This is a genomic window from Mycobacterium sp. P4_H6, assembly GCF_056400845.1.
In genome coordinates this window covers 1-18,296 of sequence record NZ_JBFUKN010000010.1, presented here as the reverse complement: position 1 = coordinate 18,296, position 18,296 = coordinate 1, and the positions used below count along the sequence as shown (strand labels likewise).

General features: G+C 70.7%; 1 protein-coding gene (running past one end of the window). It reads left to right on the top strand.

The window, feature by feature from the left end; genetic code table 11:
* On the top strand, nt 1–18,296 hold part of the coding region annotated (locus AC1DTF_RS06220) for a non-ribosomal peptide synthase/polyketide synthase (RefSeq protein ID WP_477473448.1) (this coding region is incomplete at its 3' end). The annotated region extends 9,552 nt beyond the left edge of the window; 18,296 of 27,848 annotated nt are visible.

Here is an 18,296-nt window from a genome sequence, read left to right as displayed (position 1 = left end):
GCGTTCGCCGCGCTGCTGGCCGAGATCAGCGCGACAACCGATGTGGCGGTGGGCTTTCCGATCGCCGGGCGGCGCGATACCGCGCTCGACGAACTGGTCGGCTTCTTCGTCAATACGCTGGTGCTGCGCGTCGACGTGGCGGGCGACCCCACCTTTTCCGACCTGCTGGCACAGGTGCGCGGGCGCAGCCTGGCCGCCTATGAGCATCAGGATGTGCCCTTCGAAGTGCTCGTCGAGCGGCTGAACCCGGCGCGCAGCCTGACCCGGCACCCGCTGGTCCAGGTGCTGCTGGGCTGGCAGAACTTCGCCTGGCAGCCCGGCGATGCCGCCGGACTGGCGCTCGGGGACCTGCAGGTCACCCCGCTGCAGGTGGACACCGAGACCGCCCGCATGGACCTCGCGTTCTCGCTGGGGGAGCGCTGGACCACCGACGGCGACCCCGACGGTCTGGACGTCACGGTCGAATACCGCACCGACATCTTCGATGCCGCAGGCGTGCACGCCCTGGTCGGCCGGTTGGAGCGGTTGCTCTCGGCACTCACCACCGATCCGCAGCGCCGGCTGTCCTCGATGGATCTGCTCGACGACGGCGAACGTGCCCGGCTCGATCAGTGGGGCAACCGCACGGTCCTGGGCGTGCCCTACGCCGGGTCGACCGTACCGGCCAGATTCAGCGCGCAGGTCGCCCGCACACCGGATGCCGTCGCGGTGGTGCACGGTGGACGATCGCTGACCTACACCGATCTGGACCAGGCCGCCAACCGCCTGGCACAACTGCTCATCGCCCGGGGCGCGGGTCCGGGACGGTGTGTGGCGCTGTTGTTCCCGAAGTCCGCCGAGGCGATCGTGGCGATCCTGGCGGTGCTCAAATCCGGTGCGGCCTACCTGCCGATGGATCCCGCTCTGCCGCCGGCCCGCATCGACTTCATGCTCGACGACGCCGGCCCGGTCGCCGTGCTCACGACCTCGGCGCTGGCCGGCCGGGTTGCCGGCGTCCAGGTCATCGAATGCGACGACTGCGCCGACCCCACCCGCGCCGTGACGGCGACCCCCGTGCCCGACGGACCCACCCCCGAGGACATCGCGCACATCATCTACACCTCCGGCACCACCGGCGTTCCCAAAGGTGTTGCCGTCAAACACGGCAACGTGGTCCAGCTGTTCGACGGACTCGACATCGGTATCGAACTCTCACCGGGACAGGTCTGGACCCAGTTCCACTCCTATGCCTTCGATTTCTCGGTGTGGGAGATCTGGGCGGCGCTGCTGCACGGCGGACGCCTGGTCGTGGTGCCCGACGACATCGCCCGTTCCGCGCCGGACTTCCACGCCCTGCTGATCAGCGAACAGGTCACCGTGCTGACCCAGACCCCCTCGGCGGCAGCGGTACTGCCCACCGAGGGCGTGGATGCGGCACTGGTGATCGGCGCGGAGGCCTGCGCGCCGGAACTCGTGGACCGATGGGCGCCCGGGCGCGTCATGGTCAACGTCTACGGCCCGACCGAGACCACCATGTGGGCCTGCAAGAGCACCCCGCTGGCCGCCGGGTCCGGTGCGCCGCCGATCGGTTCCCCGACCGCGGGCGCCGCGTTCTTCGTGCTCGACGAATGGCTGCGGCCGGTGCCGCCCGGGGTGGTCGGCGAGCTGTATCTGGCGGGCCGCGGCGTGGGAGCCGGGTACTGGCGCCGGACCTCCTTGACCGCAACCCGTTTCATGGCCTGCCCGTTCGGCGAACCGGGCACCCGGATGTATCGCACCGGCGACCTGGTCTCCTGGCGCGCCGACGGCCAGCTCGACTACTTCGGCCGCGCCGATGAGCAGGTGAAGGTCCGCGGCTACCGCATCGAACTCGGCGAGGTGCGATCCGCGCTGGCCGCAGTGGAGGGCGTGGAACAAGCCGTCGTCATCGCCCGCGAAGACACCCCCGGCGACAAACGGCTGGTGGGTTACATCACCGGTTCCGCGGACCCGCTCACCGCACGAGCAGCCCTGGCCGAACGGCTGCCGGGCTACATGGTCCCGTCCACGGTGATCGGCGTGCCGGAGATGCCGGTCACGGTGAACGGCAAGCTCGACACCCGGGCGCTGCCGGCGCCGGATTACCACGAGACCACCCGCTACCGGGCGCCCGCCGGGGCGGTCGAGCGGACCCTCGCCGACATCTTCGCCGAAACCCTCGGTGTGGAGCGGGTCGGCGTCGACGACTCGTTCTTCGACCTGGGTGGCGACTCGCTGTCCACCATGCGGCTCATCACGGCCGTCAACACCGCGCTGAGCGCCGACCTGCCGGTCCGCACGGTCTTCGAGGCACCCACCGTCGCACAGCTGGCACTGCGGGTCGATCTCGGCGGTTCCCGTAAGGCGCCCCTGGTGCCGGTCGAGCGACCGCCGGCGATCCCATTGTCCTTCGCGCAGAACCGGTTGTGGATCGTCGACCAGCTACAGGGCCCGTCACCCATCTACAACATCGCCGTCGCGCTGCGGCTGCGCGGCCGGCTCGACACCGACGCGCTGCGCGCCGCGATGGCCGACGTGGTGGCCCGGCATGAGAGCCTGCGCACCATCTTCGCCTCGACGCAGGGCATCCCGCAACAGGTGATTCTCCCGGCCGACGCCATCGAGATCGGCTGGGACACCGTCGATGCCACCGGCTGGACGGCCGACCGGCTGGACGAGGCCGTGAGTGCGGTGGCCCAGTACGCCTTCGACCTGGCGTCCGAGATACCGCTGCGCGCCGGTCTTTTCCGTGTCGCTGCGGAGGAGCACCTGCTGGTGGCCGTGGTACACCACATCGCGGCCGACGGATGGTCGCTGCGGCCCTTGGTCACCGACCTGGGCACCGCCTACGCGAGCCGGTCCGCCGGGAAACCGCCACAGTGGGAACCGCTGTCGGTGCAGTACGTCGATTACACCCTGTGGCAGCGCGGCGAACTGGGTGAGCTCGGCGACCCGGACAGCCCGATCAGCGAGCAGCTGGGGTACTGGGAAGAGGCCCTGACCGGGATACCGGAGCACCTCGATCTGCCTACGGACCGCCCGTACCCGGCGGTGGCGGACCACCGCGGCGCCACCGTCGATGTCGACTGGCCCGCCGAGTTGCAGCAGCAGATCGCCCGGGTCGCCACCGCGCACAACGCCACCAGCTTCATGGTCGTGCAGGCCGCCCTGGCGGTGCTGCTGTCAAAGCTGAGCGCCAGCTCCGATGTGGCCGTGGGATTCCCGATCGCGGGACGCTCCGACACCGCCCTCGACGATCTCGTCGGCTTCTTCGTCAACACCCTGGTGCTGCGGGTCGATCTCGCAGGCAATCCGTCCGTCGCCGATCTGCTGGACCGGGTGCGCACCAGCAGCCTGGCCGCCTACGAACATCAGGACGTGCCGTTCGAGGTGCTGGTCGAACGGCTCAATCCCGCCCGCAGCCTCACCCATCACCCGCTGATCCAGGTCATGCTGGGCTGGCAGAACCTGCCCTGGCAGCACGCCGATACCGCTGCCGGGCTGGTGCTCGGCGACCTGGAGATCAGCCCGCTGCCGGTCGACACCCGAACCGCGCGCATGGATCTGGCGTTCTCCCTCGCCGAACGCTGGACGGACACCGGAGACCCCGCCGGCATCGGCGGCATCGTCGAGTTCCGCACCGACGTGTTCGACGCGGCAACCGTGACCGCCCTCGTCGACCGCCTGGGCCGGGTGCTGACGGCGATGACCGCCGATCCCGCCCGGACGCTGGCGGCGCTGAATGTCCTCGACGACGACGAGATGTCACGGCTGCGCGCGTTCGGCAACATGGCCGCGCTCGACGGCGCTCCCACCGCGATCTCGATACCGGAACTGTTCGGCCGCCACGTCGCGCGCACCCCCGACGCGGTGGCGGTCAGCGGCGACCGGTCGCTCACCTACGCAGCCCTCGACGACGCCTCGAATCGGTTGGCGCACCTGCTGATCCGGCACGGTGCGGGACCGGGGCAGACCGTGGCGCTGCTGCTGTCGCGTTCGGCCGAGGCGATCTCCGCGATGTTGGCCATTCTCAAGACCGGGGCGGCCTACCTGCCGATCGATCCGGCCTGGCCCGCCGAACGCATCGCGTTCGTGCTGTCCGACGCAACACCGGTCGCCGCGGTGTCCAACCACGAATTCGTAGGCCTGCTACCAGGTTTCGGTGGCGCGGTGATCGACATCGACGCCATGCCCGACGGCGGTGTCAGTACGCCGCTGCCGGTGCCGGCCGCCGACAACCTCGCCTACCTGATCTACACCTCGGGTACCACCGGGGTGCCGAAGGGCGTCGGGCTGACCCACGCCAATGTCAGCCAGCTGCTCGGCGCACCGCACCGCGGGCTGCCCGAGGGGTCGGTGTGGAGCCACGCGCACTCGCTGGCCTTCGACGTGTCCGTCTGGGAGATCTTCGCGCCGCTGCTGCGCGGCGGCCGTGTCGTGGTGGTCCCGGATGTCGAGCAACTGCACGCGGTGGTCGTCGCCGAGGGCGTCACCGTACTCACCCAAACCCCTTCGGCCGCAGCGGTGCTACCGACCGAAGGGCTGGAATCGACCGTGCTGGTCGCCGTCGGCGAGGCCTGCTCACCGGAGGTGGTGCAGAAGTGGACCTCCGGGGGGCGAACCATGCTGAACGCCTACGGCCCCACCGAGACCACCATGTGCGTCACGATCAGCGCCCCGCTGGGCGCCGAGCCGGGCAATGTGCCGATCGGGTCACCGGTCCCGCACGCCGCGCTGTTCGTGCTGGACGCCTGGCTGCGACCGGTGCCGGTCGGCGTGGTCGGCGAACTGTATGTGGCCGGTGCCGGACTGGGCGCAGGTTATCTGGGCCGCGGATCGCTGACCGGCTCGCACTTCGTGGCGTGCCCGTTCGCCGGCGCGGGCGAGCGGATGTATCGCACCGGGGACCTGGTGCGCTGGCGTGCCGACGGTCAGCTGGATTACCTGGGCCGCGCCGATGAGCAGGTGAAGATCCGCGGTTACCGCATCGAATTGGGCGATGTGCAGACCGCTTTGGCGGACGTCGCCGGGGTGGACCAGGCTGTCGTCATCGCCCGTGAAGACCGTCCCGGGGACAAGCGCCTGGTCGGTTACCTCACCGGCACCGTGGACCCGGTGGATGTGCGTACCGCGCTCAGTACCCGGCTGCCTGGCTATATGGTTCCCGCCGCCATCGTGGTGCTGGCGGCGCTGCCGCTCACCGCCAACGGCAAACTCGACACCCGGGCGCTACCGGCGCCCGATTACGCCGCCGGGGTGTACCGCGCCCCGACCGGCGCCGTCGAAGAGATCCTGGCCGGTATCTATGCCCAGCTTCTCGGCGTGGAGCGAGTCGGTTCCGACGATTCCTTCTTCGACCTCGGCGGTGACAGCATCACCGCCATGCGGCTGATCGCCGCCATCAACAGCAGCCTGCACGCCAACCTCGCGGTGCGCACCATCTTCGAGGCGCCCACCGTCGCGGAGCTGGCACCGCGCATCGGCGAGGACGCCGGGCGACTGGAGCCGCTGGTGGCCGGCGAACGTCCCGCGGTCATCCCGCTGTCGTTCGCGCAGAACAGGTTGTGGTTCCTCGAGCAGTTGCAGGGCCCGTCGGCGGTGTACAACATGGCGACGACACTGCGGCTACGCGGCGACCTCGACATCGATGCGCTGCACGCCGCGCTGAACGATGTCATCGCCCGGCACGAGAGCCTGCGCACCCTGCTGGTGGCACCCGACGGGATACCGCAGCAGGTGGTGCTGCCGGCCGACCGGGCCGAATGTGGTTGGCAGTTCACCGATGCCACCGACTGGCCGGCAGGCCGGCTGGATGAGGCGGTCGGCGCCGCCGCGCGCTACGCCTTCGACCTGTCCGCCGAGATCCCCCTGCGGGCCAGTCTCTTCCGGGTACAACCCGATGTGCACGTACTGGTGGCGGCGGTACACCACATCGCCGCCGACGGCTGGTCGATGACACCGCTGGCCCGGGACCTCAGCGTGGCCTACGCAAGCCGCAGCGCCGGGCAGGCCCCGGACTGGGTGCCGCTACCGGTGCAGTACGTGGACTACACCCTCTGGCAGCGAGCACAATTCGGCGAACTGGACACCGCGGACAGCGCCATCGCCGGGCAACTGGCCTACTGGGAGAGCGCGCTGGCCGGCCTGCCCGAGCGGCTGCAGCTGCCCACCGACCGTCTCTACCCCCTGGTCGCCGGGCAGCGCGGAGCCGTCGTCACGGTCGCCTGGCCCGCCGAGTTGCAGCGCCGCATCGCCCGGATCGCCCGCGAACACAACGCGACCAGCTTCATGGTGGTGCAGACGGCGCTCACCCTGCTGCTGAGCAAGATCGGCGCGACCTCCGATGTGGCAGTCGGTGTTCCGGTCGCGGGCCGCCGCGACGCCGCACTCGACGACCTGGTCGGATTCTTCGTCAACACCCTGGTGCTGCGGGTCGAGATCGACGGCGACCCCACCTTCGCCGACCTGCTGGCGCAGGTGCAGCAGCGCAGCCTGGCCGCCTACGAGAACCAGGACGTGTCCTTCGACGTGCTCGTGGAGCGGCTCAACCCGACCCGCAACCTGAGCCATCATCCGCTGGTGCAGGTGCTGCTCGCCTGGCAGAACCTGCCCGGTCACCGGCAGACCACCTCGGGTCTGGCGCTGGGCGGGCTGCAGATCGAACGGCTGCCGGTGGACACCAAGACCGCGCGCATGGACCTCACCTTCTCCCTGGGCGAGTTGTGGACCGAGGACGGCGAGCCGGCCGGGATCGGCGGCACCGTCGAATACCGCACGGATGTGTTCGATGCCGCCACCATCGAGACCCTGATCGACCGCCTTGAGCGGGTGCTGGCCGCCACCACCGCCGCGCCCGCCCTGGCGCTGTCGGCGGTGGACCTGCTCGACGACGCCGAACGGGAACGCCTCGACGCGCTGAGCCACCGCGACGTTTTCACCCGGGCCGTCCCGGACGCGTCGATACCGGAACTGTTCACCGCCGCGGTCACCCGCGCCCCGGATGCGGTGGCGCTGCGTTGCCGGGGCGAGCGGAGCGACGGGGGATGGACCGACGGCCGGTCGCTGACCTACGCCGAACTGGACGACGCCGCCAACCGGATGGCGAATCTGCTCACCGCACAAGGGGCCCGGCCCGGGCGGACGGTGGCCCTTCTGATGCCACGTTCCGCCGAGGCGATCATCACGATCCTGGCGGTGCTCAAATCCGGTGCCGCCTATCTGCCGCTCGACCCGGCGCTGCCGCCGGCCCGGATCACGGTGGTACTAGGCGATGCCGCACCGGTGGCCGTCGTCACCACCGCCGCACTCAGCGCACAACTGACCGACTATGACGGCGTCATCATCGACGTGCACGACGCCGCCGTCGCCGATCACCCCAACACCGCGCTGCCGGCACCTGCCGCCGACGATCTGGCGTACCTGATCTACACCTCGGGCACCACCGGCGTGCCCAAAGGCGTTGCCGTCAGCCACCGCAACGTGACAGTGCTGCTGACCGCACCGGATTCCGGGCTGCCCCGCACCGGAGTCTGGTCGCAGTGGCACTCGCTGGCCTTCGACGTCTCGGTCTGGGAGATCTTCGGTGCACTGCTGCAGGGCGGACGACTGGTGGTGATCCCCGAATCGGTGGCACGCGCACCCGAGGACCTGCGCACACTGCTCCTCGACGAGCAGGTGAACGTCCTGAGCCAGACTCCCTCGGCGGCAGGTGCTCTCGCGCCGGACGGTCTCGACGGGGTGACACTGGTGGTGGCCGGCGAGGCCTGCCCGGCCGAACTGGTCGACCGCTGGGCGCCGAGAACGGTGATCAACGCCTACGGTCCCACCGAGGGCACCATCTACGCATCCATCAGCGCGCCACTGACACCGGAGCCGACGGCGGTCGTGCCGATCGGATCCCCGGCCGGCGGCGCCGCGCTGTTCGTGCTCGACGCCTGGCTGCGGCCGGTCCCGGCCGGCGTGATCGGTGAGCTGTACATCGCCGGAGGCGGCGTGGCGGCCGGCTATGTGAACCGTGGCGGGCTGAGTGCCGCGCGGTTCGTGGCGTGCCCGTTCGCCGGTGCCGGCGCGCGGATGTACCGCACCGGGGATCTGGTGCGGTGGCGCGCCGACGGACAGCTGGACTATCTCGGTCGTGCCGATGAGCAGGTGAAGATTCGCGGCTACCGGATCGAATTGGGCGATGTGCAAACCGCTTTGGCGGGCCGGACCGGGGTGGACCAGGCGGTGGTGATCGCCCGTGAGGACCGCCCAGGGGACAAACGCCTGGTCGGTTACATCACCGGCACGGCCGACCCGGCGGCGGTGCGCGCCGGGCTCGCCGACACCCTTCCGGGGTACATGATCCCGGCGGCGGTGATCACCGTTGCCGAACTGCCACTCACCCCCAACGGCAAGCTCGATGTGCGTGCGTTGCCGGCCCCCGAGTACACCAGCGGCGAGTACGCGGCGCCGAGCAACACGGTCGAGGAAGTCCTGGCCGGCATCTACGCCGACGTGCTCGGCGCCGACCGGGTGGGCGTCGACGAGTCGTTCTTCGATCTCGGCGGCGACAGCATCTCCTCGATGCAGGTCGTGACGCGGGCCCGGGCCGCCGGACTGACCTGCCGGACCCGGGACATCTTCGTCGAACAGACGGTGGCCCGGCTGGCCCGGGTGGTCGAGACGGCCCAGACCGATACCGTCGCCGACGAGGGCTTCGGGCCGATGCCGGCGACCCCGATCATGCGGTGGCTCAACGAGGTTGACGGACCGACCGCCGAGTTCAACCAGACGATGCTGGTGCAGGCGCCGGCGGGCGCCATCGAAGCCGATGTGCTGGCGGTGCTGCAGACCCTGCTGGACCGGCACGGCGCGCTGCGGCTGCGGGTCAGTGAGCTCACCGGCCTGCAGGTGGACCCACCGGGAACGGTGGACGCGCGCGACTGCCTGCACAACGCCGGCGCCCTCACCGACGAGGTACTCGCCGACGCCCGGTCGGGACTCGACCCCGCCACCGGTGCGATGCTGCGCGCACTGTGGGTACCCAGCACCGGACAGCTGGCGGTGATGATCCATCACCTGGCGGTCGATGCCGCGTCCTGGCGAATCCTGCTGGAAGACATCAACATCGCCTGGTCCCAGCTGCAGACCGGGGAGCCGGTACAGCTGCCCGCCGGCGGCACCTCGATCCAGCGGTGGGCGGCGGTGCTCACCGACCATGCGCACCGGCCGGAGATCGTCGCGCACACCGAGACATGGCAGCGGGTCGCGCAGACACCCTCGGTGCTCCCCGCGCTACGTCCGGACACCGACACCTTCGCCACCGCCGGCCGGATGTCGGCACAGCTGGACACCGAGACCACCGACATCCTGCTGACCGCCGCACCGGCAGCGTTCCATACCGGGATCCAGGACATCCTCCTGATCGGGTTCGCCCTGGCCGCGGCGGAGTTCACCGCCCAGACGTCGATCGCCATCGACGTCGAGGGCCACGGCCGCCACGAGGAACTCGCCGCCGATCTCGATCTGTCCCGCACCGTCGGCTGGTTCACCACGAAGTCCCCGGTGGCCCTCGAACTGAGCGCGGGGGAGCTGTCCTGGGCGCAGATCATCTCCGGTGACACGGCACTCGGCGCGGTGATCAAGGACGCCAAGGAACAGTTGCGGGCCCTGCCCGACGCGCTGAGCTACGGCCTCCTGCGCTATCTCAACGATGAGGTCCACCTGACGGCGCCCGAGCCGACCATCGGCTTCAACTATCTGGGGCGGCAGACGGGCACGTCGGACCTCTCCGAGCTGTGGCGGCCGAGCGAAGACTGGTCGCTCACCGAATCGGCCTCGGCCATCGCCATGCCGCTCATGCACACCCTGGAACTCAACGCCGCGACGGTGGACGGGGCCGACGGTCCCCGGCTGCACGCCGGATGGACCTGGGCGCCCTCGGCACTCGACGAGACGCAGGTCTCCCGGCTGAGCCGGCTGTGGCTCGAGGCCCTGGCCGGGATCTGTGCGCACGTGCGGGCCGGCGGGGGTGGCCTCACCCCGTCCGATATCTTCCCCGCGCAGCTGAGCCAGCAGCAGATCGACGAGCTGCAACACCGCTACCGGATCGCCGACATGCTGCCGCTGACACCGGTCCAGCAGGGTCTGTTGTTCCACGCCACCACCGCCGAGGGCACCGACGATCTGTACGCCGGGCAGGTCGCCATCGAACTGGCCGGCCCGCTCGACGCGGAGCGGCTGCGGGCCGCGGTGCGCGGCGTGGTCAAGCGCCACCCACACCTCGCCGCACGCTTCCACGCGTCGCCGCCGATACAGATCATCCCCGCCCAGCCCACCGCGGCCTGGCGGCAGGTGGATCTCGCCGCCGACCCGGATCCGGTCGAGGTCGACCGGATCTGCGCGGCCGAGCGCGCCGCGGTCTGCGACCTCACCGAGAAGACCGTCTTCCGCACCACGCTGATCCGGCTTGGGGCAGAACGCCATCGGTTCGTGCTGACCAATCACCACATCGTGCTGGACGGCTGGTCCATGCCGATCCTGCTGGGGGAGATCTTCGCCGGCTACCACGGGCACCGGCTGCCCGCTGCCACGCCGTACCGCCGCTACCTCACCTGGCTGGCCGGCCGTGACCTCGATGCGGCGCGTGCCGTGTGGGGTGAACTCTTCGCCGGCTTCGACGAGCCCACCCTGGTGGGTCCAGCGGTCCGGACCCGCCCCGGGCCGCGCCGGGTGGACACCGTCACCCTCGCCGACGGAATCGCCGACGCGGTGGCCGCTTTGGCGCGGGCCCGGCACACCACCGTCAACACCGTGCTGCAGGCCGGGTACGCGCAGGTGCTGTGCTGGCTCACCGGCCGTCGCGATGTCACCTTCGGCACCACGGTGTCCGGTAGGCCCGCCGAGGTCCCCGGCGTGCAGTCCATGATCGGCCTGTTCATCAACACGCTGCCGGTGCGGGCGCGCATCACCCCGGCCACCTCCACCGTCGACCTRCTCGAGCAGCTGCACGGTGCGTACAACGACACCCTCGACCAGCAGCATCTGTCGCTCAACGACATTCACCGGGTCACCGGGCACGACCAGCTCTTCGACACCATGTTCGCCTACGAGAACTATCCGGTGGACACCGCCGCACTGTCCGGTGATCACGAGCTGAGCGTCACCGACGTCAGCACCCGGGAGTCCAGCCATTACCCCCTCACCGTGCAGGCCCAGCCCGGCCGGGATCTGACGCTGCGCATCGAGTACGACACCGAGGTGTTCGGCGCMGAGGACATCACCGCGCTGACCGAACGATTCACCCGGGTGCTGCTCGCGATGACGACCGAACCGGAGCGGCCGTTGTCGGATCTCACCGCCGCGGACATCGAAGAGCAGGTCACGCTGGACCGCTGGGGTAACCGGGCGGCGCTGAGCCGGTCGCTGACCGCCACCACGATCCCCGACCGGTTCCGCGGCCAGGTCACCCGGGCGCCGCATCGGGTGGCCGTGGTGTGCGGTGACATCTCGCTCACCTACGCCGAACTGGACGATGCCTCCGACCGGTTGGCGCAACGGCTGGTGACAGCCGGTGCCGGACCCGGCCGCACGGTGGCGCTGCTGGTTCCGCGCTCCGCCGAGGCCGTGGTGGCGATCCTGGCCGTGCTGAAATCGGGGGCCGCGTACCTGCCGATGGATCCGGTGATGCCGTCGGCGCGCATCGCGTTCATGGTCTCCGACACCGCGCCGGTGGCCGCGGTCACCACTGCCGGCCTCGCCGACCGGTTCGACGGTCACGACCTCCGGATCATCGATGTGCACGCCGCGCACCTCGCGGAGGTCTCCGAGCTGCCCGGACCGCACCCCGATGACATCGCCTATGTCATGTACACCTCCGGGACCACCGGCAGGCCCAAAGGCGTTGCGCTTGCCCACCGCAATTTGACCCAGCTGTTCGACGACGTGCAGATCGGTATCGACCTGACCTCCGAACAGGTGTGGTCGCAGTTCCACTCCTATGCTTTCGATTTCTCGGTGTGGGAGATCTGGGGCGCCCTGCTGCACGGCGCCCGTCTGGTGGTGGTACCCGACGAGGCCGCCCGCGCGGCCACCGAGTTCCACGACATCCTGGTCCGTGAAGGCGTGACCGTGCTGTGCCAGACACCTTCGGCCGCAGCGATGCTGCCCACCGACGGCCTGGAATCGGTGGCGCTGATGATCGGCGCCGAGGCCTGCCCACCGGAACTGGTGGACCGCTGGACGGCGCAGACCGGCCGGGTCATGGTCAACCTGTACGGCCCGACCGAGACCACCATCTGGGCCTCGGCCAGCACGCCGCTGCACCCGGGGTCCGGGGTCCCGCCGATCGGTGCGCCGCCACGCGGTGCCGCCCTGTTCGTGCTCGATGACGGGCTGCAACCCGTGCGGCCCGGAGCCGTCGGCGAACTGTACGTCGCCGGTGACGGGGTCAGCGTCGGCTACTGGAACCGGTCTGCCCTCACCGCGACACGGTTCCTGCCGTGCCCGTTCGGGACCGCGGGGCAACGGATGTACCGCACCGGGGACCTGGTTCGCTGGGGCCCCGACGGGCAGCTGCAGTATCTGGGCCGCGCCGACGAGCAGGTGAAGATCCGCGGTTACCGCATCGAACTCGGCGAGGTGCGGTCCGCGCTGGCCGCGGTCGACGGGGTCGACCAGGCCGTGGTGGTCGTGCGGGCCGACGATGCCGGTCGCCGGCGCCTGGTCGGCTACATCACCGGCACCGCGGACGCCGCCGAGGCCCGCGCGGTGCTGGCGCAACGGCTTCCGGCCTACATGGTGCCCTCCGCGGTGGCGCGGATCGAGGCGCTGCCCGTCACCGTCAGCGGCAAGCTCGACGTGCGCGCCCTCCCGGAGCCCGATTACGCGGCRGGCCCGCAGCGGGCACCGGCCAACCTCGCCGAGGAGGTCCTGGCGGGTGTCTTCGCCCGCGTGCTCGGCCTCGACCGGGTCGGCGTGGAGGACTCGTTCTTCGACCTCGGCGGGGATTCGCTGTCCAGCATGCGGCTGATCGCCGAGATCAACGCCGCCCTCGATATCGACCTGCCGGTCCGGGCGGTGTTCGAGGCGCCCACCGTCGCGCAGCTGGCGCAGCGTGTGGATCACGGTGCGGTCCGGCGCGAACCGCTGGTGGTGGCGCAACGACCCACCGAGATCCCGCTGTCGTTCGCGCAGAACAGGTTGTGGCTCGTCGACCAGGTGCAGGGCCCGTCGGCGGTGTACAACATGGCCGTCGCCCTGCGCTGCACCGGCCCGCTGGACGTCGACGCGCTGGAGGCCGCCCTGGCCGATGTGGTCACCCGGCACGAAAGCCTGCGCACGCTGTTCGTGGCGCCGGCCGGCACCCCGCAGCAGGTGGTGATCCCGGCCGAGCGCGCCGATTTCGGTTGGCACATCGTTGATGCGAGCGGGTGGTCGCCGGGCAGGCTCGATGCGGGGCTGCAGGAGGCGGCCCGCCGGACCTTCGACCTGTCCGTCGACATCCCGCTGCGCGCCCAGCTGTTCCGCATCAGCGCCGACGACCACGTCCTGGTCACCGTGCTGCACCACATCGCCGCGGACGGCTGGTCGCTGCGGCCGCTGGTCGCCGACCTGAGCCTGGCCTACGCCGACCGGTGCGCCGGCCACGCCCCGGACTGGGAGCCGCTGCCGGTCCAGTACGTCGACTACACCCTCTGGCAGCGCGCCCAATTCGGCGATCTGCAGGACAGCCAGAGCCGGGTCGCGGCGCAGCTGGACTACTGGGAGCAAACGCTTGCCGAGATGCCCGAGCGCCTTGAGCTGCCCACCGACCGGCCCTACCCGCTGATCGCCGACATGGCCGGTGACACCGTGAGCGTGCACTGGCCCGCCGGCCTGCAGGAGCAGATCGCCCGGGTGGCCCGCCAGCACAACGCGACGCCGTTCATGGTGGTGCAGAGCGCTCTGATGGCTCTGCTGGCGAAGGTCACCGCGAGTTCCGATGTGGCCGTGGGATTCCCGATCGCCGGTCGGCGCGATACCAAGCTCGATGACCTGGTCGGCTTCTTCGTCAACACCATGGTGCTGCGCGCCGACGTCTCCGACGATCCCAGCTTCGCCGATCTGCTGGCGCGGGTCCGCACCCGCAGCCTGGAGGCCTTCGAGAATCAGGACGTCCCGTTCGAGGTGCTCGTCGAGCGCCTCAACCCGGCCCGCAGCCTCACCCATCACCCCCTGGTGCAGGTCATGCTGGCCTGGCAGAACTTCGCCGGACACAACGACGCCGCCGCCGGACCCGGACTGAAAGGCGTTGATGTCGCTCCGGTTCCGTTGAGCACGCAGTCCGCCCGGATGGACCTCACCTTCTCCCTGGCCGAGCGGTGGACCGACACCGGAGCGCCCGCCGGTATCGGCGGCGAGGTGGAGTTCCGCACCGATGTGTTCGACGCCGGCACCGTCGAAACCCTGATCGGGCGGCTGGAGCGCATGCTGACCGCCGCCACCGCCGACCCGGACCGCCCGCTGTCGGCGGTGAGCCTGCTCGACGAGCCCGAGCGCGCGCGCCTCGACGAACTCGGGCACCGCGCGGCACTCGACGGTGCGCCGGATGCGCCGGTCTCGTTGTCGGAGTCGTTCAGCGCGCAGGCCGCCCGCACCCCGGATGCGGTCGCGCTCACCGACGAGGGCCGCTGCTGGACCTACGCCGAACTCGATGCCCTGTCGAATCGGTTGGCGCATCAGCTGTCCGACCGCGGTGCGGCCCCCGGCCGGACGGTCGCGCTGCTGTTCCACCGCTCGGCCGAGGCGATCACCGCGATCCTCGCGGTACTCAAGACCGGTGCGGCCTATCTGCCGATCGACCCGGCGCTGCCTGCTGCCCGGATCGACTTCGTGCTCGGCGATGCCACTCCGGTGGCGGTGCTGGCCACCGCGGATCTGGCCGGACCGGACATCACCGTGCTCGACCTCGACGACCCCGCCTTGCTCGCGCAGCCCGCCACGGCGCTGCCCGGTCCGTCGGCCGCGGACATCGCATACCTGATCTACACCTCGGGCACCACCGGTGTGCCCAAGGGCGTCGCCGTCACGCACCGCAATGCCATCGGGCTGCTCGGCGCCGCCGGGGACGGCCTGGCCCCGGTGGGCGTGTGGAGCCAGTGGCATTCGCTGGCCTTCGACGTGTCGGTGTGGGAGATCTTCGGCGCGCTGCTGCGCGGCGGACGGCTGGTCATCGTCCCCGAATGGGTGGCCCGCTCCCCGGAGGATCTGCACGCCCTGCTGGTGGCCGAACACGTCACCGTGCTGACTCAAACCCCCTCGGCGGCACTGATGTTGTCACCGGACGGGCTGGACGTCACGACACTGGTGGTGGCCRGTGAGGCCTGCCCGGCCGAACTCGTCGATCGCTGGGCGCCCCGCGTCACGATGATCAACGCCTACGGGCCCACCGAGGGCACCATCTATGCGACGGTCAGCGCCCCGCTGCGGGCGGCATCGGAGACGGCGACGCGCGCGGTGCCCATCGGCGCCCCGGTGCCCGGCGCGGCGTCCTTCGTCCTCGACGAATGGCTGCGCCCCGTACCGATCGGCGTGGTCGGTGAGTTGTACATCGCCGGAACCGGTGTCGCGGCCGGCTACGTCAAACGGGGTGAGCTGACCGGAACCCGTTTCGTGGCATGCCCGTTCGCCGGTGCCGGACAACGGATGTACCGGACCGGCGACCTGGTGCGCTGGGGTGCCGACGGACAGCTGCAGTATCTGGGCCGGGCCGACGAACAGGTCAAGATCCGGGGTTTCCGAATCGAACTCGGCGATGTGCAGACGGCGCTGGCCGCGGTCGACGGGGTCGACCAGGCGGTCGTCGTCGCCCGCGAGGACCGGCCGGGGGACAAGCGGCTCGTCGGATACGTCACCGGCTGCACCGATCCGGGTGCGGCCCGGGCCGCGCTGACCACCCAGCTGCCCGGGTACATGGTGCCGGCCGCGGTGATCCCCATCGACACGCTGCCGCTGACACCCAACGGCAAACTGGACAAGCGGGCACTGCCCGCGCCCACCTATGACCAGCCCGACCGGTACCGGGCACCCGGCACCGCCGTCGAGGAACTGCTGGCCGGCATCTACGCCGAAGTCCTCGGACTGGACCGCGTCGGGGTGGACGATTCGTTCTTCGAGTTGGGCGGCGACAGCATCATGTCGATGCAGGCGGTGGCCCGCGCCCGGGCGGCCGGGCTGACCTGCCGTCCGCGCGACATCTTCGTCGAGCAGACGGTGGCCCGGCTGGCGCTGGTGGTCGGCGTCGCCGACGGCGAGGCCGTGACCGACCCCGGTGTGGGCCCGGTCGTCGCGACCCCGATCATGCGGTGGCTGGGCGATGTCGACGGACCGACCGACGAGTTCAACCAGACCGTCGTGCTGCAGGCGCCGCCGGCTGCCACCGAGGCCGATGTCGTGGTGCTGCTGCAGGCACTGCTGGACCGGCACGCCATGCTGCGGCTGCGCGCCGACGGCGACGCCCTGCGGGTCCCCGAGCCCGGCGCGGTGCCCGCCGCGAACTGCCTGCACGTGGTGGACGAGGTGTCCGAGGCCGCGGTCCTCGCGGCACGATCGCAGCTCGACCCGCGGCACGGGGCGATGCTGCGTGCGCTGTGGGCGCGCCGCACCGGCCAGCTGGTGCTGATCGTGCACCACCTCGCCGTGGACGGGGTGTCGTGGCGAATCCTGCTGGAAGACCTCAACGTTGCCTGGGGCCGGCACCACCACGGGCAGCCCGCCGCCCTGCCGGTCAGCGGAACCTCGTTCGCCCGATGGTCGGAGCTGCTCGCCGAGCACGCGCACAGCGCCGGCGTGCTCGCCGACGCCGACACCTGGCGGCGGGTCGCGTCGGCCCCCGCCGCGCTGCCCACCGCTGCCGACACCTATGAGACCGCAGGCCGGCTGTCGGTATCGCTGGATGACGCGGACATCGTGGAAACCCTGCTGCGCGACGCACCGGCCGCGTTCCACGCCGGCATCCACGACATCCTGCTGCTCGGATTCGCGCTGGCCGCAGCGGAATTCGTCGGGGACTCCACCATCGCCATCGACGTCGAAGGACACGGCCGCCACGAGGAACTGTCCGTCGATATCGATTTAAGCCGCACCGTCGGCTGGTTCACCACCAAGTACCCGGTGTCCCTCGATCTCGGTGACCTGCCCTGGTCGCGGGTCGTTTCCGGTGACGACGGTCTGGGTGCGCTGCTCAAGAATGCCAAGGAACAGCTGCGGGCACACCCCGACGGGCTGAGCTACGGACTGTTGCGCTACCTCAACGACGACGTCGACCTCGACGGCGCGGAGCCGCCGATCGGTTTCAACTATCTGGGCCGCCTCGGCGGCGGGGTGGAACTGCCCGGCGAACTGTGGCGAATCGCCACCGACGGCTCCTCGGACGCGACGGCCGCCAGTGCCGCGGTCCCGATGCCGCTCATGCACACCGTGGAACTCAACGCCGCCACGGTGGACGGGGCGAACGGGCCGCAGCTGCATGCCAACTGGACGTGGGCCCCCTCGATCCTCGACGACGAGCAGGTCGGCCGGTTGAGCCGGCTGTGGTTCGAGGCGCTGCAGGGCATCTGCGCGCACGTCCGCAACGGCGGAGGTGGGCTCACACCGTCGGATATCGCACCCGCACGCCTGAGCCAGACCCAGATCGACGAGCTCCAGGAGCAACACCGGATCGCCGACATCCTGCCCCTGACGCCGCTGCAGCAGGGCCTGCTGTTCCATGCCGATGCCGCCGACGTCGACGCGGATCTGTATGCGGTGCAACTCGATCTGACCATCACCGGCGCTCTGGACGCCGAGCGGCTGCGCGCCGCGGTCCGGACCGTCATGGCGCGGCATCCGCACCTGGCCGCCCGATTCACAGCCGGTCTGGACGAACCCGTGCAGATCGTCCCCGCCGATCCCGAGATCGCCTGGCAGCTCGTCGACACCGCGGACGACGCCGAGATCCGGCGGCTGCGGGCCGCCGAACGTGTCGCGGTCTGCGACCTCGCGCACCAACCGCCGGTGCGTGTCGCGCTGATCCGTACCGGCGACCAGCGGCACCGGCTGATCCTGACCAACCACCACATCGTGATGGACGGCTGGTCGCTGCCGATCCTGCTGCACGAGATCTTCGCCGCCTACCACGGCCAGCGACTCCCGGCCGCGGTGCCGTACCGGAGCTTCGTCAACTGGCTGGCGACGCGGGACGTCAGCGCCGCCCGCGCCGCCTGGGGCGAGGTGCTGGCCGGGTTCGACACCCCGACACTGCTCGGCCCCGCCCAGGACCCGCAGGGGCGCAGGGACGT